27 protein-coding genes and 3 other annotated features (1 of these 30 only partly in view) are annotated in these 26,941 nt (G+C 36.2%); of the genes, 21 read left to right on the forward strand and 6 right to left on the reverse strand.

Translation table 11 applies throughout. The annotated features are described in order from the left end of the window. Nucleotides 1-136: 136 nt before the first annotated feature. From phoP to dnaI, 11 genes are all read left to right on the forward strand, one after another. On the forward strand, nucleotides 137-856 hold the full coding sequence (gene phoP, locus ACLBXA_RS01585) for a two-component system response regulator PhoP (protein WP_001065220.1): 720 nt from the start codon (nucleotides 137-139) through the stop codon (nucleotides 854-856). Continuing rightward, a complete protein-coding gene (gene phoR / locus ACLBXA_RS01590; protein WP_001032097.1) occupies nucleotides 849-2,612 on the forward strand; it encodes a sensory box histidine kinase PhoR in 1,764 nt (587 codons plus the stop codon). Before phoP ends, phoR begins: the two co-directional genes overlap by 8 nt. A 285-nt stretch (nucleotides 2,613-2,897) precedes the next feature. Further along, nucleotides 2,898-5,531, forward strand: coding sequence for a DNA polymerase I (gene polA, locus ACLBXA_RS01595; RefSeq protein ID WP_000412808.1), 2,634 nt, complete (start codon nucleotides 2,898-2,900; stop codon nucleotides 5,529-5,531). 12 nt (nucleotides 5,532-5,543) lie between these two features. After that, nucleotides 5,544-6,374, forward strand: coding sequence for a DNA-formamidopyrimidine glycosylase (mutM, locus tag ACLBXA_RS01600; protein WP_001114475.1), 831 nt, complete (start codon nucleotides 5,544-5,546; stop codon nucleotides 6,372-6,374). Nucleotides 6,375-6,446: 72 nt separating this feature from the next. Then, a complete protein-coding gene (gene ytaF / locus ACLBXA_RS01605) occupies nucleotides 6,447-7,079 on the forward strand; it encodes a sporulation membrane protein YtaF (protein WP_000281729.1) in 633 nt (210 codons plus the stop codon). Nucleotides 7,080-7,130: 51 nt separating this feature from the next. Next, nucleotides 7,131-7,733: a dephospho-CoA kinase gene (gene coaE, locus ACLBXA_RS01610; protein WP_000219323.1), complete on the forward strand. Its 603-nt coding sequence runs from the start codon at nucleotides 7,131-7,133 to the stop codon at nucleotides 7,731-7,733. A 109-nt stretch (nucleotides 7,734-7,842) separates the two neighbouring features. Beyond that, complete coding sequence (locus ACLBXA_RS01615) at nucleotides 7,843-8,871, forward strand: glyceraldehyde-3-phosphate dehydrogenase (protein WP_000198979.1); 1,029 nt, start codon at nucleotides 7,843-7,845, stop codon at nucleotides 8,869-8,871. Nucleotides 8,872-9,258: 387 nt separating this feature from the next. Continuing rightward, nucleotides 9,259-9,642, forward strand: coding sequence for an adenosylmethionine decarboxylase (speD, locus tag ACLBXA_RS01620; RefSeq protein ID WP_002003660.1), 384 nt, complete (start codon nucleotides 9,259-9,261; stop codon nucleotides 9,640-9,642). Between the two features lie 283 nt (nucleotides 9,643-9,925). Beyond that, nucleotides 9,926-10,387 (forward strand): transcriptional regulator NrdR, encoded by a 462-nt coding sequence (gene nrdR, locus ACLBXA_RS01625; RefSeq protein ID WP_001203687.1) that lies wholly within the window; start codon nucleotides 9,926-9,928, stop codon nucleotides 10,385-10,387. Between the two features lie 152 nt (nucleotides 10,388-10,539). Beyond that, the gene (locus tag ACLBXA_RS01630; RefSeq protein WP_000415033.1) at nucleotides 10,540-11,949 is read left to right on the forward strand and encodes a replication initiation and membrane attachment family protein; all 1,410 of its coding nucleotides are present in this window, start codon (nucleotides 10,540-10,542) and stop codon (nucleotides 11,947-11,949) included. 33 nt (nucleotides 11,950-11,982) lie between these two features. Further along, nucleotides 11,983-12,921 carry a primosomal protein DnaI gene (dnaI, locus tag ACLBXA_RS01635; RefSeq protein WP_000400117.1) on the forward strand — a complete coding sequence of 313 codons (939 nt, stop codon included), beginning with the start codon at nucleotides 11,983-11,985 and terminating at the stop codon, nucleotides 12,919-12,921. A gap of 31 nt (nucleotides 12,922-12,952) precedes the next feature. Here dnaI and ACLBXA_RS01640 read toward each other — a convergent pair whose 3' ends face one another. Then, nucleotides 12,953-13,150 carry a DUF4177 domain-containing protein gene (locus ACLBXA_RS01640; RefSeq protein WP_000464454.1) on the reverse strand — a complete coding sequence of 66 codons (198 nt, stop codon included), beginning with the start codon at nucleotides 13,148-13,150 and terminating at the stop codon, nucleotides 12,953-12,955. Nucleotides 13,151-13,385: 235 nt separating this feature from the next. Here ACLBXA_RS01640 and ytxC point away from each other — a divergent pair, with 235 nt between their 5' ends. The 7 genes from ytxC to ACLBXA_RS01675 all read left to right on the forward strand — a co-directional run bounded on the left by ytxC (nucleotide 13,386) and on the right by ACLBXA_RS01675 (nucleotide 20,105). Continuing rightward, entirely contained in the window at nucleotides 13,386-14,267 is an 882-nt protein-coding gene (gene ytxC, locus ACLBXA_RS01645) for a putative sporulation protein YtxC (protein ID WP_000569624.1), read from the forward strand. Nucleotides 14,268-14,298: 31 nt separating this feature from the next. Then, nucleotides 14,299-14,527 (forward strand) — a binding site (T-box leader). A 47-nt stretch (nucleotides 14,528-14,574) separates the two neighbouring features. Then, nucleotides 14,575-16,512 carry a threonine--tRNA ligase gene (gene thrS / locus ACLBXA_RS01650; RefSeq protein WP_000786077.1) on the forward strand — a complete coding sequence of 646 codons (1,938 nt, stop codon included), beginning with the start codon at nucleotides 14,575-14,577 and terminating at the stop codon, nucleotides 16,510-16,512. Between the two features lie 210 nt (nucleotides 16,513-16,722). Beyond that, nucleotides 16,723-16,843: a sequence feature (ribosomal protein L20 leader region), on the forward strand. 62 nt (nucleotides 16,844-16,905) lie between these two features. Further along, nucleotides 16,906-17,409, forward strand: a complete 504-nt coding sequence (gene infC, locus ACLBXA_RS01655) for a translation initiation factor IF-3 (protein ID WP_000973215.1) — start codon at nucleotides 16,906-16,908, stop codon at nucleotides 17,407-17,409. A 21-nt stretch (nucleotides 17,410-17,430) separates the two neighbouring features. Beyond that, on the forward strand, nucleotides 17,431-17,631 hold the full coding sequence (rpmI, locus tag ACLBXA_RS01660) for a 50S ribosomal protein L35 (protein WP_001125945.1): 201 nt from the start codon (nucleotides 17,431-17,433) through the stop codon (nucleotides 17,629-17,631). A 37-nt stretch (nucleotides 17,632-17,668) separates the two neighbouring features. Then, nucleotides 17,669-18,025 (forward strand): 50S ribosomal protein L20, encoded by a 357-nt coding sequence (rplT, locus tag ACLBXA_RS01665; RefSeq protein ID WP_001138362.1) that lies wholly within the window; start codon nucleotides 17,669-17,671, stop codon nucleotides 18,023-18,025. Nucleotides 18,026-18,457: 432 nt separating this feature from the next. After that, nucleotides 18,458-18,949 (forward strand): dUTP diphosphatase, encoded by a 492-nt coding sequence (locus ACLBXA_RS01670; protein WP_000365052.1) that lies wholly within the window; start codon nucleotides 18,458-18,460, stop codon nucleotides 18,947-18,949. Between the two features lie 70 nt (nucleotides 18,950-19,019). Beyond that, nucleotides 19,020-20,105: a M42 family metallopeptidase gene (locus ACLBXA_RS01675; protein ID WP_000163554.1), complete on the forward strand. Its 1,086-nt coding sequence runs from the start codon at nucleotides 19,020-19,022 to the stop codon at nucleotides 20,103-20,105. Nucleotides 20,106-20,145: 40 nt separating this feature from the next. Here the strand turns inward: ACLBXA_RS01675 and ACLBXA_RS01680 are convergent, their stop codons facing one another. Further along, entirely contained in the window at nucleotides 20,146-20,763 is a 618-nt protein-coding gene (locus ACLBXA_RS01680) for a TetR/AcrR family transcriptional regulator (protein WP_000023661.1), read from the reverse strand. 296 nt (nucleotides 20,764-21,059) lie between these two features. On the opposite strand from ACLBXA_RS01680, the gene ACLBXA_RS01685 reads away from it, so the two are divergent. Both ACLBXA_RS01685 and ACLBXA_RS01690 read left to right on the forward strand, forming a co-directional pair. Continuing rightward, nucleotides 21,060-21,713 carry an HlyD family secretion protein gene (locus tag ACLBXA_RS01685; protein WP_001071417.1) on the forward strand — a complete coding sequence of 218 codons (654 nt, stop codon included), beginning with the start codon at nucleotides 21,060-21,062 and terminating at the stop codon, nucleotides 21,711-21,713. Between the two features lie 12 nt (nucleotides 21,714-21,725). After that, the gene (locus tag ACLBXA_RS01690; protein WP_000094778.1) at nucleotides 21,726-23,525 is read left to right on the forward strand and encodes a DHA2 family efflux MFS transporter permease subunit; all 1,800 of its coding nucleotides are present in this window, start codon (nucleotides 21,726-21,728) and stop codon (nucleotides 23,523-23,525) included. Nucleotides 23,526-23,562: 37 nt separating this feature from the next. Here the strand turns inward: ACLBXA_RS01690 and ACLBXA_RS01695 are convergent, their stop codons facing one another. From ACLBXA_RS01695 to sspI, 4 genes are all read right to left on the reverse strand, one after another. Beyond that, on the reverse strand, nucleotides 23,563-23,934 hold the full coding sequence (locus tag ACLBXA_RS01695; RefSeq protein WP_000490825.1) for a hypothetical protein: 372 nt from the start codon (nucleotides 23,932-23,934) through the stop codon (nucleotides 23,563-23,565). Nucleotides 23,935-24,121: 187 nt separating this feature from the next. Then, on the reverse strand, nucleotides 24,122-24,838 hold the full coding sequence (locus ACLBXA_RS01700) for a CPBP family intramembrane glutamic endopeptidase (RefSeq protein ID WP_447617087.1): 717 nt from the start codon (nucleotides 24,836-24,838) through the stop codon (nucleotides 24,122-24,124). 139 nt (nucleotides 24,839-24,977) lie between these two features. Continuing rightward, the gene (locus ACLBXA_RS01705) at nucleotides 24,978-25,535 is read right to left on the reverse strand and encodes an HD domain-containing protein (protein ID WP_000554806.1); all 558 of its coding nucleotides are present in this window, start codon (nucleotides 25,533-25,535) and stop codon (nucleotides 24,978-24,980) included. 176 nt (nucleotides 25,536-25,711) lie between these two features. Further along, complete coding sequence (gene sspI / locus ACLBXA_RS01710; RefSeq protein WP_000009509.1) at nucleotides 25,712-25,921, reverse strand: small acid-soluble spore protein SspI; 210 nt, start codon at nucleotides 25,919-25,921, stop codon at nucleotides 25,712-25,714. 82 nt (nucleotides 25,922-26,003) lie between these two features. On the opposite strand from sspI, the gene ACLBXA_RS01715 reads away from it, so the two are divergent. After that, nucleotides 26,004-26,801: a TrmH family RNA methyltransferase gene (locus tag ACLBXA_RS01715; RefSeq protein ID WP_003309975.1), complete on the forward strand. Its 798-nt coding sequence runs from the start codon at nucleotides 26,004-26,006 to the stop codon at nucleotides 26,799-26,801. Between the two features lie 48 nt (nucleotides 26,802-26,849). Next, nucleotides 26,850-26,941, forward strand: a binding site (T-box leader) (it continues 137 nt past the right edge of the window).

Consider the following 26,941-nt stretch of genomic DNA (forward strand, 5'->3'; position numbering starts at 1 on the left):
CTTTCTCAATTCTACACAAACGATCTCCATGAATAGACAATTATATTGAGAGGGACCTTGTTTTCTAGTATGATGAGAATAACGGGGGAAATACTAGGATGAAGAAGGTTTCAAGTCTATAACTTGGAGGAAAAGAATGAACAATCGTATTTTAGTAGTTGATGATGAGGAATTTATCTTAACTTTAATTGAATTTAATTTACAACAAGCTGGGTTTGAAGTTATAACAGCGATGGATGGAGAAATGGCGCTTCAAAAAGCGACAACAGAACGCCCAGATTTAATTATATTAGATTTAATGCTTCCGAAAATGGATGGTATGGAAGTGTGTAAAGAATTACGATTGCAGCGCGTTATGACGCCGATTTTAATGTTAACGGCAAAAGATGATGAGTTTGATAAGGTGCTAGGTCTTGAACTTGGGGCAGATGATTATATGACGAAGCCATTTAGTCCAAGAGAAGTTGTTGCTCGTGTGAAGGCAATTTTGCGCCGCACGAAATTACAACAAGAAGAACAAGTTGCAGAAGCGCCAGATGAAGATAGCATTACAATTGCAGAACTTAAAATTTTACCGGAGTTTTATGAGGCTTATTTCCAAGGAAGAAAGCTTGAATTAACACCAAAAGAATTTGAACTACTTGTGTATCTCGCGAAAAATAAAAGTCGCGTGTTGACGCGTGATCAATTATTAAGTGCTGTATGGAATTACGATTTTGCTGGTGATACACGAATTGTTGATGTTCATATTAGCCATTTGCGCGATAAAATTGAACAAAATACGAAAAAACCGACGTACATTAAAACGATACGTGGTTTAGGATATAAATTAGAGGAGCCAAAAGGGAATGAATAAATTTCGTTCCAGGCTTCTTTTTACATTTGTTTCTCTTATTGTATTTATTTTAGTTGGACTAGGCTTATTGCTAGAAACTGTGTTTGAAAACTACTATATAGATCATGCTAAAGAGAGAATGGTAAAAGAGACGGAGTATGTTGCGGCGTTAGCAGAAGAGCAAGGTTTTGATAAGGTCCTAAAAAATCCATACGTATTTGAAAAGTTAGAAGAAAAAATACCAGCTTCTATCGTATTTGTGAATGAAAAAAAGAAAGTTCAATATAGAAAAGGACAAGAATTGGCATTTAGTCCAGAGACGATTCAAGAACTTTCTTCGGAAGTGGCAAAACAACGAAGTAAAGTGATTACGAAAGAGACAGATCGAAAGAATCAATTTTATCATACGGTGTTCGTTCAAGATGTAGAAGGAAAACAAGGATACATTTTGGTGAAAAGTACAATCGATCCTTTAAGAGACGTACATCAAAAAACGTGGGGATTATTAATTATCGGATTTGTCATTGCTTGTCTCGTAGTTGTATTTTTAGGTATGAAAATTACAGGGCAATATATTAGGCCGATTGAATCAGTTACGAAAGTTGCAATTGAATTGGCGAAGGGTAATTATAAAGCACGTGCATACGAAAGTCATTCGGACGAAACAGGAATGCTGAGTAAAGCAATTAATATTTTAGCTCGTAACTTACAAGAGATGACACTGGAACAAGAAATGCAGCAAGATCGTCTGCATACGTTAATTGAAAATATGGGAAGCGGAATGATTTTAATTGATAGCCGCGGATATATAAACCTTGTAAACCGCTCTTATAAGGAAACTTTTCACGTAACAGATGAAGAATATTTAGATCGCTTATATTATGAATCGTTTCATCATACAGAAATTATTGAGCTTGTAGAAGAAATCTTTATGACAGAAGTGAAAGTGCGTAAACAAATGTTATTGCCACTTGGAATTGAGCGGAAGCACTTTGAAGTATATGGAGCACCGATTATCGGGACAAACCATGAATGGAAAGGGATTGTTCTCGTATTCCATGACATAACAGAGTTAAAGAAATTAGAACAAATGAGAAAAGACTTTTTAGCGAATGTTTCTCATGAATTAAAGACACCGATTACTTCTATTAAAGGTTTTTCAGAAACACTCTTAGACGGAGCGATGGATAATAAAAAATTCTGCGAACATTTCTTGCACATTATTTTAAAAGAAAGTGAGCGCATGCAAGGGTTAATTGAAGATTTATTAGATTTGTCGAAGATCGAACAACAAGGATTTAAATTAAATATGGGAACCGTTGATATGAAGGGGCTGCTTGAAGATATTCATATGGTGCTTGATAATAAAGCAGGAGAAAAAGAAATCTCTTTACAAGTGAATGTATTAAAACGTGCCTCTGTTATTGGAGATCCAAGTCGTCTGAAACAAATCTTTATTAATTTAATTAATAACGCGATCGTATATACACCGGCTGGAGGCGTTGTTTCAGTAGAGTTAGCGGAAGATAAATATAATGCTTATATAAAAGTATCGGATACTGGAATTGGTATTAGTAAAGAGGAAATTCCGCGTATTTTTGAACGCTTTTACCGAGTGGATAAAGCGAGAAGTAGAAATACTGGTGGTACAGGCCTTGGATTATCAATTGTAAAGCATTTAGTAGAGGCGCATCAAGGTACGATTACAGTAGATAGTGAAGTTGGAGAAGGGACAACGTTTACAGTTGTTTTACCGAAATCAGCAACTGAAAAATAGGATGAAGGATGTTTACAATATATTAACAATGTCTTAATTAAATATTAATAAAGCTCTGTTAATATAATACATGAAAACCCCTTCATCCAAGGAGTAATTTTGGACGAGAATAGTTAAACTGTTCTCGTCACTTCCCTTTATGCCAATATAAGTCTGTTTTATATATGAAAGAAAAGAACCGTTATTTTTCTTCTCTCTATTAGTCATGTTAATATAGAGAGAGGAAAGGAACGGTTTTTTTCTGTGAAAAAAATCATTTCAAATTTGCATGGGGAGGTTTCTGATTTGGAAAAAAAGGTCGTATTAGTAGATGGTAATAATATCGCGTATCGTGCTTTCTTTGCACTACCGCTTTTAAATAACGACAAAGGTATACATACGAACGCAATTTACGGTTTTACAATGATGTTAATGAGAATATTAGAGGAAGAAAAACCGACGCATATGTTAGTAGCATTTGATGCGGGTAAAACGACATTCCGTCATAAAACATATAGTGAGTATAAAGGCGGACGTCAAAAGACCCCACCTGAATTATCAGAACAATTCCCGTTTATTCGTGAGATGCTTGATGCATTCAACGTACCGCGTTATGAATTGGAAAATTATGAAGCGGATGATATTATGGGAACGCTAGCAAAAGAAGCAAGCGAACAAGGAGCAAGTGTAAAAGTTATTTCAGGAGATAAAGATTTACTTCAACTTGTTTCTGATAACACGCTTGTATGTATTCCGCGAAAAGGGATTACGGAAGTAGATGAATATACGAAAGAAGCTTTATTTGAGAAATATAGCTTATCACCAAAGCAAATTATCGATATGAAAGGTTTAATGGGAGACCAATCAGATAATATTCCGGGTGTACCAGGAGTTGGTGAAAAAACTGCGATTAAATTGTTAACACAGTTTGGAACGGTTGAAGAAGTGTATGACAATCTAGATCAAGTAAGCGGGAAGAAATTAAAAGAAAAACTGGAAGCAAATAAAGACCAAGCTCTTATGAGTAAAGATCTTGCAACTATCATTACAGATGCGCCGATTACAGTGCATGTGGATGATATGGAATATAAAGGATATGAAGCAAGTGATGTCGTTCCAATGTTCGAGAGTTTAGGATTTACATCTCTTTTAAATAAATTAGGTGTTACGCCAGAAGAAACGGCTCCAGCTGAATTAGATGATATTACATTTGATATTGTGGAAGAAGTTACCGAAGAAATGCTTCAGCAAGATAGTGCGCTTATTGTTGAAGTACAAGAAGATAACTATCATAAAGCAGATATTCAAGGTTTTGGTATTCAAAATGAAAATGGTTGCTACTTTATTCAAAAGGACATTGCTCTTAAGTCAGATGCATTTAAAGACTGGCTTGCAGATGGAGAGATGAGAAAGCATACATTTGATGCGAAGCGTGCAATCGTTGCACTGAAATGGAACGGTATAGATATACAAGGGGTTGACTTTGATCTATTAATCGCTGCTTATTTACTTGATCCGGCTGATACAGATAAAGATTTCCGTACTGTAGCGAAAATGAAAGAAACGCATGCTGTGAAATCTGACGAAGAAGTTTATGGAAAAGGCGCGAAGCGTGCTGTTCCAGAGTTAAAAGTAGTAGCGGAGCATGTAGCTCGTAAAGTGCATGTATTATATGATGTAAAGCAAACATTCGTTGAAGAGTTAGAGAAGAATGAGCAATATGAACTGTTTACAGAGTTAGAATTACCACTTGCGCGTGTATTAGCTGATATGGAAGTAAAAGGTGTAAAAGTTGATACAGAGCGTCTTCGTAATATGGGAGAAGAACTTGCAGGCAGATTAAAGGAAATGGAACAGGAAATTTATAAGCTTGCGGGAACAGAATTTAATATTAATTCACCGAAGCAGCTAGGTGTTATTCTGTTTGAGAATTTAAACTTACCGGTTATTAAAAAGACGAAAACAGGTTATTCTACGTCAGCTGATGTACTAGATAAGCTTATGGATCACCATGAAATTATTCCAAACATTTTACATTATCGTCAATTAGGGAAACTAAATTCAACTTACATTGAAGGTTTACTGAAAGTTGTACATGAAGATTCATCTAAAATTCATACTCGTTTTAATCAAGTGTTAACACAAACAGGTCGATTAAGTTCGACGGATCCGAACTTGCAAAATATCCCGATTCGATTAGAAGAAGGAAGAAAGATTCGTCAGGCATTTGTTCCATCAGAAGAAGGTTGGATTATGTATGCGGCTGATTATTCACAAATCGAGCTGCGTGTATTAGCTCATATTGCAAATGATAAAGGGCTAGTTGAAGCATTCCAACATGACATGGATATTCATACGAAAACAGCTATGGATGTATTTGGCGTTGAAAAAGATGAAGTAACTTCAAATATGAGACGACAAGCGAAAGCTGTTAACTTCGGAATTGTGTATGGTATTAGTGATTATGGTCTTTCGCAAAACTTAGGGATTACAAGAAAAGCAGCAGCGGAATTTATTGAAAAGTATTTAGAAAGTTTCCCTGGTGTACAAGAATACATGGAGGACATCGTAAAAGATGCGAAACAAAAAGGATATGTGGCCACATTATTAAATCGTCGCCGTTATATTCCAGAAATTACGAGTCGTAATTTCAATTTACGTAGCTTTGCTGAGCGTACAGCGATGAATACACCAATTCAAGGTACTGCAGCAGATATTATTAAAAAAGCGATGATTATTATGGCAGATCGTTTAGAAGAAGAAGGCTTACAAGCGCGTCTTCTTCTACAAGTACACGATGAATTAATATTTGAAGCACCAAAAGAAGAAATTGAAAAATTAGAGCAGCTTGTACCTGAAGTAATGGAGCATGCAATTGAACTCGCAGTTCCGCTGAAAGTTGATTATTCTTACGGTCCAACTTGGTACGACGCAAAATAAGGAAGTGATGAAATGCCTGAATTACCAGAGGTTGAAAACGTCAGACGGACACTTGAAAATCTTGTAACAGGAAAAACGATTGAAGATGTTATTGTTACTTATCCAAAAATAGTGAAACGACCGGATGATGCAGAAATCTTTAAAGAAATGCTAAAAGGCGAGAAGATTGAAAATATAAAGCGAAGAGGAAAGTTTTTGCTTCTATATGTAACAAATTATGTTATTGTTTCACATTTGCGTATGGAAGGTAAGTTTTTACTACATCAAGAGGATGAGCCGATTGATAAACATACGCACGTCCGTTTCTTATTTACAGATGGAACTGAATTACATTATAAAGATGTGAGAAAGTTTGGTACGATGCATCTCTTTAAGAAAGGTGAAGAGATGAATCAAATGCCTCTTGCTGACTTAGGTCCGGAGCCGTTTGATGCTGAATTGACACCGCAGTATTTACAAGAAAGATTGCAAAAGACAAATCGTAAAATAAAAGTTGTGCTATTGGACCAGCGTCTTTTAGTAGGGCTTGGAAATATATATGTTGATGAAGTTTTATTCCGTTCTCAAATTCATCCGGAACGGGAAGCTTCTTCTTTAACAGTAGAAGAAATTGAGCGGATTTATGAGGCTACCGTTACAACGTTAGGTGAAGCGGTAAAACGTGGCGGAAGTACAATTCGGACGTATATCAACTCACAAGGGCAAATTGGTTCATTCCAAGAACTCCTAAATGTATATGGAAAAAAAGGAGAGCCGTGTGTAACTTGTGGTACGATATTAGAAAAAACAGTAGTTGGCGGGCGAGGAACGCATTACTGCCCAATTTGTCAGCCTAGAATATAGAAAAGAGATAACATCGGATAGGCATTTGTCATATACATACAGCAGAGCTATGTATAAGGGAGGAGCTTACCGATGTACCTTTATTTATCTCTTATTTTATTAGCTTTTACATTAAGCTTAGATAGCTGTAGTGTAGGGCTAACATATGGGTTAAGAAGCGTAAGAATTCCACTAAAATCAATTATAATTATCGGAATCTGTTCAGCGGCTGTTATGCTTGTTTCAATGGGAATTGGACATATGATCGCGAAAATATTTTCACCTGTTATCGCAACGCGTATCGGTGGGCTTGTTCTTATTGGAATAGGGATTTGGGTGTTATATCAATTTTTTCGAAGTGAGAAAAAAGAAGAACCGAAGCAAGAGGAGAAGGTCTGGAAATTAGAGATTGCCTCGCTAGGGCTAGTAATTCAAATTTTACGGAAACCGACTGTAGCAGATTTTGATAAATCAGGCACCATTTCTGCAGGAGAAGCATTACTTCTTGGTATCGCTCTTTCTGTAGATTCATTTGGTGCCGGAATTGGTGCATCTTTATTAGGGTATGCACCCGCTATGATGGCGATATTAGTTGCAGTTATGAGTTCTTTGTTTTTGTTTATTGGAATGAAACTTGGGACGGTTTTATCGAATATGAAGTGGTTACAAAAATTTACATTCCTGCCTGGAGTATTACTCATTATTATTGGAATTTGGAAAATGTAAGTATGGGCGTGGAACATTAGTTTCGCGCCTTTTATTATGAGGAGGATTATGATGACAGTAGTAATTGGATTAACAGGAGGCATTGCAAGTGGAAAAAGTACAGTGTCTCAAATGTTTCGTGAATTGAGCATACCAGTTATTGATGCAGATATTATTGCGCGAGAAGTTGTAGAGCGAGGAAAACCAGCATATAACAAAATAGTAGAAGTATTTGGAACGGAAGTGTTGCAAAAAGACGGAGAACTGGATCGGCCGAAATTAGGGAGTGTCGTTTTCTATAATGAAGAAAAACGATTGCAGTTAAACAAAATTGTTCATCCTGCAGTACGTGAGGAAATGAATAGACAAAAGGAAATGTACATAAAAGAAAGTATGCAAGCGATTGTGTTAGATATCCCTCTTTTATTTGAAAGTAAATTAACAAGTCTCGTTGACCGTGTTTTAGTTGTAGCAGTTACTCCTGATACACAATTAGAACGTTTGATGAAACGAAATGGTTTTTCCGAAGAAGAAGCAACGGCGCGTATTCAATCTCAAATGCCGTTAGCGGAAAAAGTGAAAAATGCAGATGAAGTGATAAATAATGATGGCACAATTATGGGAACGAAAACACAATTGCAGGTGATTTTAAAGAAATGGAACATTATTGACTAAAAAATTGTGAAATTAATGAAAATGCTTAGTGACATATCTCCTTTTTGTGTTATACTATTATTGGGATTGGAGATAAATAGTATAACGCATTCAAGGGGGATAACATATTATGACTCGTGTGGCAATTAATGGATTTGGACGTATTGGGAGAATGGTATTTCGTCAAGCAATAAAAGAAAGCGCATTCGAAATTGTAGCAATCAATGCAAGCTATCCATCTGAAACGTTAGCACACTTAATTAAATATGATACAGTTCATGGTAAGTTTGACGGAACAGTAGAAGCATTTGAAGATCACTTATTAGTTGATGGAAAAATGATTCGCCTTTTAAACAACCGCGATCCAAAGGAATTGCCTTGGACAGATTTAGGTGTTGAAGTTGTAATTGAAGCAACTGGTAAATTTAATTCAAAAGAAAAAGCAATTCTTCACGTTGAAGCTGGAGCGAAAAAGGTTATTTTAACAGCGCCTGGTAAAAATGAAGATGTAACAATTGTAGTTGGTGTGAATGAAGACCAATTAGATATTACAAAACATACTGTTATTTCAAATGCATCTTGTACAACAAACTGTTTAGCGCCTGTTGTAAAGGTGTTAGATGAGCAGTTCGGAATTGAAAACGGTTTAATGACGACTGTTCACGCTTATACAAATGACCAAAAAAATATTGATAACCCACATAAAGATTTAAGAAGAGCGCGTGCTTGCGGACAATCAATCATTCCGACAACGACAGGTGCCGCGAAAGCGCTAGCAAAAGTTCTTCCGCACTTGAACGGAAAACTTCATGGTATGGCACTTCGTGTACCAACGCCAAACGTGTCTCTTGTTGACTTAGTAGTAGACGTAAAACGTGATGTGACAGTTGAAGCTATTAATGAAGCTTTCAAAACGGTTGCAAACGGTGCGTTAAAAGGTATTGTAGAATTCAGCGAAGAGCCTTTAGTATCTATCGACTTTAATACAAATACACACTCAGCTATCATTGATGGTTTATCTACAATGGTAATGGGTGATCGTAAAGTGAAAGTACTTGCTTGGTATGATAACGAGTGGGGCTACTCTCGTCGTGTTGTAGATCTTGTAACGTTAGTTGTTGAAGAGTTAGCGAAACAAGAAAATGTGCAACACATTTAAGTGAATAAGGGGGAGGGCAAGGCAATATTTGCCCTCTTTTTTTATTTTTTTCTGAAAAGGAAAAAAATTATATGAGTATATTTTAAAAAGTGGACATACCACGAAACGTTGTGATTACTGCATTTGTGAATCGTTTATTTTTTTTAGGGAAAAGTAAAGAGGAAAATATGACAGAAAATCGAAAAAACTGTTGTTGCAAAATGAAAATAAACAAAGTATACTAACACTCGTAAACTTAAGAGCTGAGGTACGTAGTCACTACTTAAAGGGTTAGGACCTCTCTGGACTAACTTTCCCCCGTGGTAGTGGAGCAAGCCAAATTGCAAATTAGTTTTCAATTCGAACAGTTAGAATAAATTTACAAGGGGGAACTGTAGAATGGATACTATGGATACGATGGGTCGTCACGTGATCGCTGAACTTTGGGATTGCGATTTCGACAAGCTTAATGACATGCCGTATATTGAACAATTATTTGTGGATGCAGCACTAAGAGCTGGTGCTGAAGTGCGTGAGGTTGCTTTCCATAAATTTGCACCACAAGGTGTAAGTGGAGTAGTAATTATCTCGGAATCACATTTAACAATTCATAGCTTTCCGGAGCACGGTTACGCGAGTATTGATGTTTATACTTGTGGGGATCGTATTGATCCAAATGTTGCTGCAGAATATATTGCAGAAGGTTTAAACGCGAAAACGCGTGAGAGCATCGAGCTTCCTCGAGGCACTGGTAGCTTCGAAATTAAGCAGAGAGAAACAAAAGCTCTTTAAAAAAGAACATAATTGATTTAAAATGTAAAGAGGTGTATAATGCACCTCTTTTTTAGTTTATAAAAAAGAGGTAATATAACGTACTGGTTAGTTGAATAAATTGTACTCTTGCAAATGAGGTAGTGCCCTATATACCATCTTATTTTTAAGGATGAGATGATAAAGTGATGCGCTGAAACTTAAAGTGGTAAGAGAGTTAGAATGAGTTATATAATATTGTATATATATTTTAGGTGAAGTGAGTAGAGAAAAATAAAGAGTATAGTGTAAAGGAGTGAATGAATTGCGTTGTCCATCCTGTTCTCATAATGGTACAAGAGTGTTAGATTCGCGTCCGGTAGACGAGGGGCGCTCTATTCGAAGAAGGAGAGAGTGTGAAAGTTGCTTAAGTCGCTTTACGACCTTTGAAAGGGTAGAAGAGTCACCTCTTATCGTTGTAAAAAAAGAAGGCACACGAGAAGAGTTTAATAAAGAAAAGATTTTACGTGGTTTAATTAAAGCGTGTGAAAAAAGACCAGTATCTTTAAGACAATTAGAAGAAGTAACACAAAGCGTGGAACGTGAACTGCGTAATTTAGGTATATCAGAAGTGAAAAGTGATATGATTGGTGAAATTGTTATGGAAGAACTTCGCGATATTGATGATGTTGCTTACGTACGCTTTGCTTCTGTATATCGTCAATTTAAAGATTTAAATGTATTTATTGAAGAATTAAAAGATATACTGCAAAAAGAAAGAGAGTAGAAGTTGTATTTTATTCTCTTTACATACCGTAAGTAATAGGATAAGAGAGCTAGAAGCGTAAGCTAATAGCTCTTTTTCACTAAGAATTTATATAATGAAGATAGAACGAATGAAGTAGAGGATAGATTGGATGAGAGAAAGGAAAAGCAATAATGGAAAAACAGTCATGGATGGAGCTATTGCCGATTGATCGTTATAAAGTAAGTGCGAAAGGGCTACTGCATAATTACGACCGAAAAGTATTAACGATGTTGTATCAGCCGTTAATAGGTAGTAGAGCTTTTAGCTTATACATGACACTATGGGGGGAGCTAGAGCAAGATCGTGTATTTGGAAAAGAGAATACACATCATTCCCTTATGGTGACTATGCAAATGCAACTTCCTGAAATATATGAGGAACGAGTAAAGTTAGAGGCAATTGGGCTTTTGAAGGTATATATTAAGAAAGAAAAAGATATTCGAATGTTCATATATGAGTTGCAACCACCTTTATCTCCAAAGCAGTTTTTTGATGATATTGTTTTAAGTATCTTTTTATACAATCGATTGAGTCGGACAAAATATAATCAAGTAAAGCAATATTTCTTAGAAGAAGAATTTGATTTTGCTTCTTATGAAAATGTTACGCGCTCTTTCAATGATGTGTTTGGTTCGTTTAATCCAGGACAGCTTGAGCATGCGCAAGAAGATCTTCGTATCCCAAAAACGACAACTATGCCAAGTAACGAGAAGGGAGACGCTCCGAAAGTTTGGAATGATTTCTTTGATTTCTCTTTATTTGTAGATGGATTGTCCGCTCTTGTTCCTAAAAAGTCGATTACAGGTCAAGTAAGAGACTGCGTTATAACACTTGCTTACGTGTATGGTGTAGATGTGTTATCGATGCAAAATATCGTTCTTGGTGCGGTGACAGAGATGCAAACAATTGATATGGAAAGGCTTAGAAAAGGAGCTCGCGATTGGTATCAATTTGAAAATGGTCAAGCATTACCGGTATTAAGTGAAAGAGTACAGCCTCATGCTGCACGTACGATGAAAGAGAAAGAGCCTTCATCGCAAGAGGAGATGCTAATAAAGCAGCTAGAGGAAATCTCGCCAAAACAATTATTGAAAGAGATTTCTGGTGGTGCAGAGGCAACGAAAGCGGACTTGCAAATCGTTGAAGATGTCATGATTAATCAAAAATTGACACCAGGAGTTGTGAATGTACTTATTTATTACGTTATGCTACGCTCAGATATGAAACTTGCGAAAACGTATGTCGAGAAGATTGCTGGGCATTGGGCACGTAAAAAGGTTGGTACAGTAGCGGACGCGATGGCGTTAGCGAAAGAAGAGAACCGTCAATATCAAGAGTGGGCTGAGACGAAGAAAAAAGGCCGTACGGCGAAGAAAACGGTACGGAAAGAAATGGTACCAGATTGGCTTAAGGAAGAAGAGCCGAAGGAACAAGAGAAAGAAACGGCGAAGAAAGATGTAAGTGTAGAAAAAGATGCAAGTACGTTAGAAGATGAACGAAAACGATTAGAAGAAGTGTTAAAAAAATATAAGCGTGATTAATAGAAGAGAATGAACGCTCTTTGAGGTGAGAAAATGGAGCATATTCAAAATTCATTTGCAAAATTAATGGGAAATGAAAAATTTAAAAATAGATATGAAGTATTAAAGGCAGAAGTAATGGCGCATCCGCGTGTGAAAGAATTTATAGACGAACATAAAGGTGAAGTAACGACTTCTATGATTGAGCGCAGTCTTGTGAAGCTATATGAATATATTGGACAAAGTGTAGGTTGCGTGGATTGTCCGGATTTAGGTTCATGTAAAAATATGCTGCAAGGGTACGAGCCAAAGCTTGTTATTCAAGGGAAAATGATTGATATTCAATATGATCGCTGCGTTAGAAAAGTAGCACATGACGAGAGAAAGAAATATGAAAAACTCGTTCAAAGTGTATATATGCCAACGGATATTTTACAGGCAACTATGGAAAACTTAGACCCTTCTGATTTAAATGCACGTATCGATGCAATTGGTGCAGCGAATGAATTTTTAAGTACATATGAACCAGGTAAAAAAGCACAAGGTTTATATTTGTACGGTAAATTTGGTGTAGGAAAAACGTACCTTTTAGGAGCAATTGCGAACGAGCTTGCTCGAAAGAAAATAAGTTCGATGCTCGTATACTTCCCAGAATTTTTACGTGAAATCAAAAGTTCGATTCAAGATAATTCGATTGGTGAAAAGATTGATGCGGTTAAACGCGTACAAGTTTTAATGTTAGATGATATCGGGGCAGAAGCAATGTCAAGCTTTGTGCGTGACGATGTGCTTGGTGCAATCTTGCAATTCCGTATGTTAGAAAACTTACCGACGTTCTTTACGTCTAATTTTGATTTTAAACAACTGGAACACCATTTAACGTATACACAGCGTGGTGAGGCTGAAGAAATGAAGGCAGCACGTATTATGGAACGAATTAAATATTTAGCGAAACCAATTCCGATTGGTGGGAAAAATCGTCGTCATAAGTAAAAGAGCAAGCTGAGAAGCTTGCTCTTTTGTATTATAGTGATATTTTCTTTTCAAATATGAGGTCGAAATATTCAGGTTGTCCAGAACTGCCAATCGTAGGGGCGACAATCTGTACGAACCTCCAGTCATCTCTAGCATGTTCTTGAATAATTTCTTGGTAGTCTTCAGCTAGTTTTGAGCGAGTGAGCCCCCAATGGAATTCGACTTTTACGAATTTATATTCGAACATTCACATACCCCCTTTTAGTGATAAATAAAGTATACAATAAAAAATTCATAGTAGCTTGTATCATTTTTTTCTCCCTCCCTTAATATATATAAAATTAGCAAGCCAGATTGAGTGGATTTTCTAACGATAGGAAATGTAATTCTACTAAGAGTGAACTTCACGCGGAAAGGACTCTTATAGGATTTGTAACGTATAGATACAGTCCTTTAGAGCAGGGATAAAAGGGGGGACAAAAGTGATTGAAATTTGCTTCGAAGAAAAAAATGATGCTATGCACGTATATAGACAATTGCTGAAAAGAGCGGAAGTGTTATATAAGGAAACGAGTGTGTATTTACAGGAGCAAAAAGTGGTGATTCACATACCAGTACATGAATCGAATTATATTGAAAAGATCTTATTGCCAGTAATGGTGTATTTCATTGTGAATGTGAAACAAAATGAGTGGATTTATACGATCTTAAAAGAAAAGTTTTTTTATGAAGAACAAGAAGAGTGTCATCAAATATTGCACATGGCACATGAGATTTTAAAGGGAAGAAGAAAAGGTGTAGCTCAGGATTTAACTCGTAACGCATTTGAGTCATATATTAAGTCTTCTTTAAATAATTGGCTTTGTGATCCGCTCTCATTCTCGTTTTCATCATATATCCGTTTTCGTCTTCGTACATATAGGGAAATGGTGGCTAAACTTGCGGAAGTGGCAATTGATGAGTATAAGATGGAGCAAGAATACCAAATGTTCATTGAAACGCTTCGGCAACAAGTGAGTAGCCGTAAATCACGCTTGTCCTGTGTGCATCTTATTTTTGATGAAAGCTTTATCTTTTATGATGATAAAGGTAGACGTTTAAAACAGGAGAAGTTGGTCCAATATATAGATGAAGAATTATTAAAGCAAAATGATGTATATATTGATACAAAAGTAATTGCGCCGCTTCTTTCTATTTCGCCAAAAAAGATTTATTTATATACGAAGGAACAAGACCATAATATGATTATTACTTTGCGAAATGTGTTTCAAGAACGGGTCCAATTACATGGATTACATGATTTTGAGCGCAATGTGAAAAATTTAAAAAATAAAGGTAACGCCCTTGATTTTCTAAGTTTTTGAGCATATAATTACCTACATAAATGAAATATATCGAAATGTCATGATGAGGACATGAGTAGTTTTCTACGATTTTCAGAGAGGGAAGCCTTAGGGTGTGAGCTTCCTAGTACGGGATTATTACTTACCACCTCTAAACTTTAGCAGTGAACGATTCTTTTAGTAATTGCTAACGGACAACACCGTTATGTTGAACTTGAGCAATTAACGATCATGTTAATTGGAACAAGGGTGGAACCACGAATTCAACACTCGTCCCTTTTTATGGGATGAGTGTTTTTTATTTTGAGAAAAAGAGGAGTGACCAGTGATGGCAGATGTAGTTAAAATTACTTTCCCTGATGGAGCTGTGAAGGAGTTTCCAAAAGGCGTAACAACTGAAGAAATCGCAGCTTCTATTAGCCCAGGCTTAAAGAAAAAAGCTGTAGCTGGAAAATTAAACGATGAGATGATCGATCTTGTTACACCAATCGAAGAAGATGGTGCAGTTTCTATTATTACATTAGATTCTGAAGATGGCTTATATATTTTACGCCATTCAACAGCCCACCTTTTAGCACAAGCGTTAAAACGTTTATATAAAGATGTTAAGCTTGAGCTTGGCATTGGCCCAGTAATTGAAAATGGCTTCTATTACGATATCGATATGGAAGAAGCAATTACAGTTGAAGACTTCAAGAAAATCGAAAAAGAAATGCAAAAAATCGTGAACGAGAACTTAGAAATCGTTCGTCATGAAGTACCACGTGCAGAAGCACTTCGTCGCTTTGAAGAAATTGGCGATGAGTTAAAATTAGATTTAATTAACGACCTTCCAGAAGATGCAGTTATTTCAATCTATGAGCAAGGCGAATTCTTCGACCTTTGCCGTGGTGTTCACCTTCCATCTACAGGGAAAATTAAAGTGTTTAAATTATTAAGCGTTGCAGGTGCTTACTGGCGCGGCGATAGCAATAATAAAATGTTACAACGTATTTACGGTACTGCATTCGTTAAGAAAGCAGAACTAGATGAGCACTTACGTATGCTTGAAGAAGCGAAAGAGCGCGATCACCGTAAATTAGGTAAAGAATTAAAACTATTTACTAATAGCCAAAAAGTAGGACAAGGTTTACCACTTTGGTTACCAAAAGGTGCAACAATTCGTCGTATTATCGAGCGTTACATCGTTGATAAAGAAGCAAGCTTAGGTTATGATCACGTATACACTCCAGTATTAGGAAGCAGAGAGTTATATGAAACTTCTGGTCACTGGAACCACTACCGTGATGGCATGTTCCCATCAATGGAAATGGATAATGAAGAATTAGTTCTTCGTCCAATGAACTGTCCTCACCATATGATGGTTTATAAAAATGATATTCACAGCTACCGTGAATTACCAATCCGTATTGCGGAACTTGGAACAATGCATCGTTATGAAATGTCAGGTGCGTTATCTGGATTACAACGTGTACGCGGAATGACTTTAAACGATGCGCACATTTTCGTTCGTCCAGATCAAATTAAAGAAGAGTTAAAACGTGTTGTAAACTTAACTCTAGAAGTGTACAAAGATTTCGGTTTAGAGAACTACTCATTCCGTCTATCTTATCGTGACCCAGCAGATACTAAAAAGTATTATGCGGATGATGAGATGTGGGAAAAAGCACAAGGTATGTTAAAAGAAGCTATGGATGAAATGGGTCTTGATTACTATGAAGCTGAAGGTGAAGCGGCATTCTACGGTCCAAAACTGGATGTTCAAGTTCGTACTGCTCTTGGAAAAGACGAAACACTTTCAACTGTACAATTAGACTTCTTACTTCCAGAACGCTTTGAATTAACTTATGTTGGTGAAGACGGTAAGCAACATCGTCCAGTTGTAATTCACCGTGGTGTTGTATCAACTATGGAACGCTTCGTAGCCTTCTTAATTGAAGAATACAAAGGTGCATTCCCAACTTGGTTAGCTCCAGTTCAAGTACAAGTAATTCCAGTTTCTCCGCAAGTACATTTAGACTATGCGAAGAAAGTACAAGACGAATTGCGTCGTGCTGGTATCCGTGTTGAATTAGACACTCGTGAAGAGAAGATTGGTTACAAAATCCGTGAAGCACAAATGCAAAAAATTCCGTACATGCTTGTAGTAGGTGACAATGAAGTAACTGAAAACGGCGTAAACGTACGTAAATATGGTGAACAAAAATCAGAAACAATCGCATTAGATGCTTTTGTTGACATGATTAAAGTAGAAGGAAAACGATAAGAAAAAGCCGCGGTATACCGCGGCTTTTTTATGTAATATACTTGAGGGGAATTAGAAAAAATACCCATGTAACACTTATCGTAAAAAAGTATTGCAAGTATGTTAGTTGTTTGTTACAATATTTCTTGTTGTTAGTAAAACACATCGCGTCTTCTTGACAGACGTCATGTCCTATGATAAACTCATCAAGGATAATAGAATATTGTTTTGTGGAACAAGTAGAAGCACCCGCTTCTCACCTGATGGACGCATTCGCAGTTAGCAGGTAAATGTATTTCTTACTTAAGATTTTACAAGTGTGGGTGTCGTATGCCCGCACTTTTTTTGTCGGGTTCTATGACTACAAAATATGTTCTGAGAAAACCTTGGAGGTGGCTTACTATTAGCAAGGATATGATGATTAACGAGCAAATTCGTGCACGTGAAGTACGTTTAGTTGGCGCAAATGGCGATCAACTTGGAATCAAGTCTCGTAATGACGCTTTAGACTTAGCTGCAAATCTTAATCTTGATTTAGTATTAGTTGCTCCAAATGCGAAACCGCCAGTATGCCGCATTATGGACTACGGTAAATTCCGCTTTGAGCAACAGAAGAAAGAAAAAGAGCAGCGCAAAAATCAAAAAGTAATTAGCATGAAAGAAGTTCGTTTAAGTCCAACAATTGATGAACACGACTTTAACACAAAACTTCGTAATGCTATCAAGTTTTTAGAGAAAGGCGACAAGGTTAAAGCGTCAATTCGCTTTAAAGGACGTGCCATTACTCATAAAGAAATCGGTCAACGTGTTTTAGATCGCTTCTCAGAAGCTTGTGCTGAAGTTAGTACAGTTGAATCTAAGCCTAAAATGGAAGGACGCAGTATGTTCTTAGTTTTAGCACCGAAAAACGATAAGTAATAGATAGAGGAGGAAATACCTATGCCTAAACAAAAAACTCATCGCGGCGCTGCAAAGCGTTTCAAAAAGACTGGATCAGGTAAACTGAAACGTTCTCACGCTTACACAAGCCATTTATTCGCTAACAAATCTACAAAAGCTAAACGTAAACTACGTAAAGCTGGTGTAGTAAGCGCTGGTGACTTCAAACGCATTCGTCAAATGCTTGACAACTTAAAATAAGTTCGGCTGATATATAGAACAATTAGGAGGTAATATTATGCCAAGAGTAAAAGGTGGTACAGTTACTCGTCAACGTCGTAAAAAAGTTATAAAATTAGCAAAAGGTTACTACGGTTCAAAAAATACATTATTCAAGGTTGCTAACCAACAGGTTATGAAATCTCTAATGTATGCATTCCGTGACCGCCGTCAAAAGAAACGTGACTTCCGTAAATTATGGATTACACGTATCAACGCAGCAGCTCGTATGAATGGTCTTTCTTACAGCCGCTTAATGCACGGTCTTAAAAATGCTGGCATCGAAGTTAACCGCAAGATGCTTGCTGACTTAGCTGTTCATGACGAAAAAGCTTTCGCTGAATTAGCAACAGTTGCAAAAAACAACATTAACTAATTAATTAGTTGAAACCTTAGAAGAATTTTCTTCTAAGGTTTTTTGTTTGTATTCAGAGAGAAGTTTGAAGTTCTAAAGATTAACGGATGTGCTGTTATCGATATGACAAAATTAATATAAAAACTATAGCGGTATAGAAGAATATATATGTGAAGTCAGGAGAATCCTCCTGGCTTTTTTTAATTCTGCTCTTTTGGAAAGAAGAGTATCTTTCCTAGCCGAAACGACACTGCTATAATGGAAAGATGATATGGAACTTTCATCAGATGAACAATTTAAGAGCGATGACTGAAACGTATTTGTAAATTAAGGACAAGCTATTTTATAAAGAGGTAGATAGCTGACTTATTCATAAGAACTGAAACATAATAATGAACTTTGAGATGAAACAACATTGTTGCGTAAAATGCGATGTTGGAGGAGGACAATAGAATGGACTTACTACAACTATTTAAATTACAAAAAGAATTAGATGACCGTATTGCAAAAGAACATGACTTACAACCGAAAAAATTGTTAAAAGAAAAAATGTTAGCTCTTCTTGTAGAAATTGGAGAACTTGCAAATGAAACACGTTGTTTTAAATATTGGAGCAACAAACCAGCTTCGGAACGTGGAGTAATATTAGAAGAATACGTAGATGGTTTGCATTTTATTTTATCAATCGGAATTGATTTAGGGATTGATAAAAACTTCCTATTCTATAAATGTGCACAAACGAATAAAACACAAGTGGAAATTTTCTTAGACACATACGCGAAAGTAATTCGTTTTACAGATCAACCATCTATTACAAACTATATTGAATTATTTACGAGCTATCTTCGACTTGGACAAGCGCTTGAATTTGAGCAAGAAGAGATTGAAAAAGCGTATTTAGATAAAAATGAAGTAAATCATCAGCGTCAAACACAAGGATACTAATTTAATTTTTGAATATTTCAATTTAATTATTGTATAATGAATTGACTGAAGAAAAAGGAGGGTGTTGGCAATGACAAAATTAGACGCGACATTGACAATGCTAAAAGAATTAACAGATGCACGTGGTATTGCCGGTAACGAGCGTGAACCACGCGAAGTAATGAAGAAATATATCGAGCCATTTGCAGACGAGCTTTCTACTGATAATTTAGGAAGTTTAGTTGCGAAAAAAGTAGGGGAAGAAAACGGCCCGAAAATTATGGTTGCAGGTCATTTAGATGAAGTTGGCTTTATGATTACGCAAATTGATGACAAAGGTTTCCTACGCTTCCAAACGGTGGGTGGCTGGTGGTCACAAGTTATGCTTGCACAGCGCGTGACGATTGTAACGCGTAAAGGAGATGTAACAGGTGTAATTGGTTCAAAACCACCGCACATCTTACCTCCAGAAGCACGTAAAAAGCCAGTTGAAATTAAAGACATGTTCATCGATATCGGTGCTTCTAGCCAAGAAGAAGCAATGGAGTGGGGCGTACGACCAGGAGATCAAGTTGTACCTTACTTTGAATTCCAAGTGATGAAGAATGAAAAAATGTTACTTGCAAAAGCATGGGATAACCGAATCGGTTGTGCGATTGCAATTGACGTATTAAAACAATTAAAAGATGAAAAGCATCCAAACGTTGTATACGGCGTTGGAACTGTACAAGAAGAAGTTGGTCTTCGTGGTGCAAAAACATCTGCGAATTATATTAAACCAGATATCGCGTTCGCAGTAGATGTTGGTATCGCTGGAGATACACCGGGTGTAACGTCAAAAGAAGCGCAAAGTAAAATGGGCGATGGACCACAAATCATTTTGTATGATGCTTCTGTTATTGGACATACAGGTTTACGTGATTTCGTAGTTGATGTTGCTGACGAATTACAAATCCCATACCAATATGATTCAGTAGCGGGCGGGGGAACTGATGCGGGTGCGATTCATATTGCTGTAAACGGTATTCCTTCTATGGCAATTACAATTGCAACGCGCTATATTCATTCTCATGCAGCAATGTTACACCGTGATGATTATGAAAATGCAGTAAAGTTAATTGTAGAAGTTATTAAACGTCTTGATAAGGATGCTGTACATAACATTACATTTAATTAATAGAAAAAGCGAAGGAGATTTTCCTTCGCTTTTTTATGTTTTAAAAAGGTCGTTCTAATCCTGCTGCAGTATGAGCGCCTAAAATAATTAAACGAGTTAATTGCATCGCCATAAAATGCGGGGTATATATCATTCCTCTTTTTAACCATGACATAATCATTCCGATGTGAGCCCCTGTCACATAACTAATCAAAATATCACGAGGAACCATAAGATCTTCGTCATCTGGTTGGGAAATAGACAAGCTTAATGTTAAATGCACTTGTATCGTTTTCATCATTTTATAAGAGTAGTTTCCGGCAGCTTTATCCCCAAGCATAACGTTATAAAAGTTTACATTTTCTGCGATATGTTCGAATAAAGCCAAAAATGTAGGATGAGGTGAATCGAATGTAAGTTGAAAATCTTCTTTATTTCTATTTTTCGGTTTAATTACTTCTGCTAGCTTCTCTAACATTTCTTCAATACTTTTGTCTAATAGGTCATATTTATCATGGTAATGGCTATAAAATGTAGCGCGATTTACAGGAGCACGTTCTGCGATATGTTGCACAGTTACATTTTCAAAGCCTTTTTCGCCTACTAAAGCGACAAAAGCATCCTGAATGAGTTGTCTCGTTCGCTTTACACGTGGATCATTTGTATTTTTAATAGACATTTTACTTCTCCTCGTTTAATTTTCTATACTTAAACAACATATTGGTATTATATTGTTGTTTAAGCAACATTTCATACGTAAATTGTCGGTTGTAGATTCAAAATAATTATTTATAATTATAAACGATAGTCCTTCAGAAATCAGCACCGCTCGCAGGTAGATAAGTTTCGATTTACGCTGCAGATGGTGTGATTTTTTCGTTAAAAGGTTAATATAATTAACAATTAAACAATCTAAACAATAAGGACATAAATAGTTTAGAAAAAAATTATATGCGATATAAGGAGAGGAATGCAATGAATCAGTTTCGAAGAATGGTAATTATCAACATTATCACATTAATTGTACTAGTTGGCGGCGGTATTGGCGGTTATTACTATTACAACCAAACGGAAAATTACTTAAAAACAGACAATGCAAAGATCGATGGAAAGGTAATTCCGGTTGCTTCACCAGTAGCAGGGAAACTAACTGACTGGAAAGCTGAAGTTGGAAAAAATTACAATGAGAACGATAAATTAGGAGCTGTTACTGTAGCAGCAGCTAATGGAGAACAAACAGTAGATGTAACAATTCCACAAAATGCAACGGTTGTACAATCAAACGCAACAACAAATGCTTTCGTTGGAGCAGGTAGCCCGATTGCTTACGCATTTGATATGAACAATTTATGGGTAACAGCAAACATTGAAGAAACAGATGTTGATGATGTTCAGAAAGGTCAAGACGTAGACGTGTATGTAGATGCATACCCAGATACAACGTTAACTGGGAAAGTAGAACAAGTTGGTTTAACAACAGCAAATACATTCTCGATGTTACCATCAAGTAATTCAACAGCGAACTATACGAAAGTAACACAAGTAGTGCCAGTTAAAATTTCATTAGATCATAGCAAATCAGTAAATATTGTTCCTGGAATGAATGTGTCAGTTCGTATTCATAAGTAAGGGGGAGATGAGATGTCCTCAATTGCAATTGTAGGATATGCACTATTTTGTATAATCGTCTTCTTCCTTGTAAATCGTCTTTTACGAAAGAAAAAAACGAACGTGGGAGAAGAACAAGTCCCAGCCGTAAGTAAAATAGAAGTAAGTAAGCTAGAAGCAGTAGAGAAAGAAAGTGAACAAAAGCAAGAAGCCGAAATTTCTAATGTAGTTGAATTAGAAACAGGCAAGCAAGAAGAAGTAAAACAAGAAAAAGAAATGCCGAAAAAACAAACGTCTATGCCTATAGAGGATGTAAATGTAAAAGCAGTTGTAACAGTATTAATTCTCGGCATGTTCGTTTCTATTTTGAACCAAACAATCATTAACGTTGCATTGCCTCCGTTAATGAATGAATTTAACGTATCAACTTCAACGGCGCAATGGTTAATTACAGGGTTTATGCTTGTAAATGGTATTTTAGTGCCGATTAGTGCCTTTTTAGTTTCACGATTTACGTATCGTAAATTATTTGTAGCGGCAATGTTATTCTTCACAGTAGGATCTATCATTTGCGCTACTTCAGGAAACTTTACAATGATGATGACAGGCCGCGTAATTCAAGCAGTTGGTGCGGGTATTTTAATGCCGGTTGGTATGAATATCTTTATGACATTGTTCCCGCCTCATAAGCGCGGAGCGGCGATGGGATTACTAGGTGTTGCAATGATTTTAGCACCAGCTATCGGACCAACTGTAACAGGTTGGGTGATTGAAAACTATAGCTGGAACTTAATGTTCTATGCGATGTTTATTATCGGTTTAATTATTACGTTCCTATCTTTAAAATTCTTTACACTAGCTCAGCCAGTGTCTAAAACGAAATTAGATATATTCGGTGTTGTTAGTTCAAGTATTGGACTAGGAAGCTTATTGTACGGATTTAGTGAAGCTGGAAATAATAGTTGGACTAGTGCAGAAGTCATTATTTCACTTGTTATCGGTGTAATTGGTTTAGCGTTATTTATTTGGAGAGAGTTAACAACGGACAATAAAATGCTTGATTTACAAGTATTTAAATATCCAGTATTTACTTTTACTTTAGTAATTAACGCAATCGTTACGATGGCATTATTCGGGGGTATGTTATTGCTTCCAGTATATCTGCAAAACATTCGTGGCTTTACGCCAATTGAATCTGGTTTACTACTTCTTCCAGGATCATTAATTATGGGGATCATGGGACCAGTAGCGGGTAAATTATTCGATAAATATGGCATTCGTCCATTAGCGATAATTGGATTGGCAATTACGACGTATGCGACATATGAATTTACAAAATTATCGATGGATACACCGTATAGCGTTATTATGACGGATTATATTATACGTTCAATTGGTATGTCATTCATTATGATGCCAATTATGACAGCTGGTATGAACGCACTGCCGATGAAATTAATTTCTCACGGTACAGCAACGCAAAATACGTCAAGACAAGTAGCTGGTTCAATCGGAACAGCGATTTTAATCACACTTATGACGCAACAAACAACTGCTCACGTAGCAGATTACGGCAACATGTTAACAACATCAAACCCAATTTTAGTTGATAAAGTACACGGTATGGGGCAAAGTTTAGCAGCGATTGCCGGATCAGCTCAAGCAGGAGATGCGATGAGCACACAACTATTATATGGACAAATTTCAAAGCTATCTGCAATTAACGGTATTAACGATGCCTTCTTAATTGCAACGATACTAGCAGGTATTGCTTGGGTGTTATCGTTCTTCTTACAATCAGGCAATAAACCAAATAGAAAAGCAGGGAATTAAATTTCCTGCTTTTTTGTTTTCTTATAAAAAGATGCAATTAGATATAGAATGAATCACCTGCAGACATGAGTTCCCAGAAAATAACTCCTAATAGTCCCGCAATAAAAATAATGAATCCCATGTTGCGTATACTTTTAATTTTCATTTGTAATCCCCTTACCCCTGCTAATAATCCAGTTAAAGAAAACAATATCCAGTATAAAGTAGTTGAAATAGGGAGGATTGTCTCGCTATTCACCCCCATGCTCCAAAAAACAAAAGGTAGCGTTACAAAGGAAAAGCTAAGTACCCCCATTAAACCAACAAATAATTTCCGATGTTTAATACTAGTAATAATTAAAAAAATACCACCGAAAAATCCGCATAAGACAAGAAGTGGCATATAAACAATCCAAAGGAAGCTAAACATATATAATCTCCTTTTATGTAATGAGTTATATTTTACTACATCAGGTTCATTTTGGATATTATTAATAAATATGTATAAATTGATAGAAATGGGTAGTAATGATACGGATTATCCAAAAGTGCTAATTGAAGAAGAGTTTGAAGTTGTGATAAAAGAGTAAAAAGAGGTATCGTGATGATACCTCTTTTTAACTGAAGAATGCCAACGTATTATTTATAATATGAAATAACATAGCTGGAAGAATGGATTTTGTTTTCTTACATAAAATAGCCATTAATAATCCCATGAAGAAAGTAATTACCATTACTCCAAGTGAGTATGTATGAGCGATACCAAAGAAGAAACTTGTTAAGACTGCTGCAATCCAAAATGGAAAGCGCTCAGAGAAGAAATGAAGTATAAAACCACGGAAAATAAGTTCTTCAAAAATTGGTGTGAGTATTGCAAATCCGAGAAGTAATAGTATTTGATATTGCTTAAAAACGTCTAAGTTTAGTGCGGAAGATTGTTGCTTTGTTGCGTCTTGGAACACATAATTTAATAAGAAGTAGTTGATTATGATGTTTATAGCGAAGAAAAGAAGTAAATATACGTATGTGCGCCATTCTTTCAGTGCTTTAAAGTTAAAAGAGTTCAGTAATAATCTTTTCGCAGGTTTGAATTTAAAAATAAAGAATAACAACATGGCTAGTTGTAACCCTATACTTGTGGTGTTTGCAATAGATTCATACAGGGCAATTTGCTTTTTATTTGTAAGACTAGCCGTATAAATTGTTAAGGGCATTATTGCTAGGAACAAGGTAATGAGTCCAGTTCCGAAAAAAGCGAATAAAACGGAGCTAATAAATTGTCCCCATGACATAGAGTGTTTCTGTTCATCAGAAAGTTGTGTAGCGGATTGCATCTGTGAAATCACCTCTTTATATTTGTATATTAAATTATAGATTAATTTGTTTCTGAATGTAACATTTAAATATTACATACAAAGGTGTATTTTTCGTAAAATAATAAAAGAGGTATCACCCTGTAGTGATGCCTCTTTCTCATTGATAACTATGTTTTGCCTTGTTATTCAATTTTGCTTGCTCTATTTGCAATTCACGCTCTACCAATCGATCTAATTGCTGAATAGCTTTAAGTGCTTTTTCATAAGAAATCGTTCTATAATGATGAGCTCCGCCTGGTTCTTCATCTGCTTCGTCTGCCCATTTAATAATGCTTTGAAGAGATGTTCTTTCAATTTCTTGTTCCACTAAGAAAGAATCTGTATGCAGAAGAATCGCGATAGAAATTTCTTTTGCTAGTTTTGGATGTTCTCCCAATCTAATAAGCAATTTATGTGCTCTTTCTGCACCTTTAATTGCATGGATATCATTCTTTTTATATAAGTCATAGTCCCATTCGCCGCCTGTGTACCACGTATGATGTCCGATATCATGAAGGAAACCGGCTTTTGTCGCAGCATCGACTGAGGCGTGGTGCTTTTTAGCTAAGTGAAACGCATGGTAAGCGACAGCGATCGCGTGGACCATTCCGGAACGGTTTACGTATTTTTGTGTAATGTGATGTTTAAAAACTTGTTCAAGCGTAATACGGTGCATAAAACATTCACTCCTTTTATCTAATGATGTATACGAAGAAAAATCGATCGGTTTAAATGTATTTTGAACATTGTACTCCATCATAGTTCGTTAGTAAAGTAGAAATGTTTAGGAGAAGAAAAATTTTTTTCGTAAAAAAATCACCTTAGCTTATGCGAAGGTGATTTTCAAATTGCTTATTTTTTTAATCCTTGCTCTAGTGTTTCTAACATTTCGTGCTTTTCATTTTCATCAGCGTTTTTCCAAATGACTTCAAATAAGACGCCAAGACCTGGAAGCATTTTTTCTTCACCGCTTTGAATTGCATCGACAATTGTTTCTTGTAATTGATCTTGTGAATTACCAGATACATTCGCTAATACGGCACCGCGTAAATTAAAACTCATTGTTTTCACCTCTTCTTCAGAATTGAAACTGACGTTAGTTTTTGTTCTTTTTTATGTAAATATGTATGAAAAATAGGCTATAATGATAAGACAAGAAGAGAGGGAACTACATATTATGAAAAACATTGATTCAGTACAAAATCCGCGTGTAAAGCAGTGGAAAAAGCTGCAAACGAAAAAAGAACGCGATAAAAAAGGTTTATTTTTTGTAGAAGGATTCCACTTAGTCGAAGAAGCTTTGAAGGCAGGAATTGTAACAGAACTTATCGTTTCAGATCAGACAGACCTTCCGAAAGATTGGACAGTTAATGATGTAGAAATGTATATCGTGCCTGAGGCTATTGTAAAAATACTTCGTGAAACAGAAACGACGCAAGGTGTATTTGCTGTTTGTGAGAAGCATGAGAAAGAAGTAGCTCTTACTGATGGGAAATTCCTTTTATTGGATGGACTGCAAGACCCAGGTAATTTAGGAACAATTATTCGTACAGCTGATGCAGCTGGTATTCACGCCGTTGTGCTTGGAGAAGGTTGTGTTGATGTTTACAATAGTAAAGTACTCCGCTCTACACAAGGTTCTATTTTCCGCTTGCCAATTGTAAAAGGGAACTTAGAAGAATGGGTAGACAAGTTAAAAGAAAATAACGTTCCTGTATATGGAACAGCTCTTGAAAATGGAGTTCCGTATGGTGAGGTAACTCCGGCCGGAAGTTTTGCATTAATTGTTGGAAATGAAGGAAATGGCGTACGCCAAGAAATTCTTACAAAAACGGATCAAAACTTGTATATTCCGATTTACGGCGGGGCAGAATCATTAAATGTTGCGGTTGCAGCAGGGATTTTAACGTATTATTTACAAAGCCCAGTTGCGAACAAATAAAAAACTTCTTATAATAAGTTGAAGTACATTATATTAAAAGTTAAATAACGAAAAACGTTGATAGAGAAGAGTAGCTTACAAAATCGCCATATAGGGAGAGAGTGCCGTAGACTGAAAGCATTCTTATGGTAGACGGAAGT

The sequence above is a fragment of the Bacillus sp. D48C genome, from assembly GCF_053345735.1.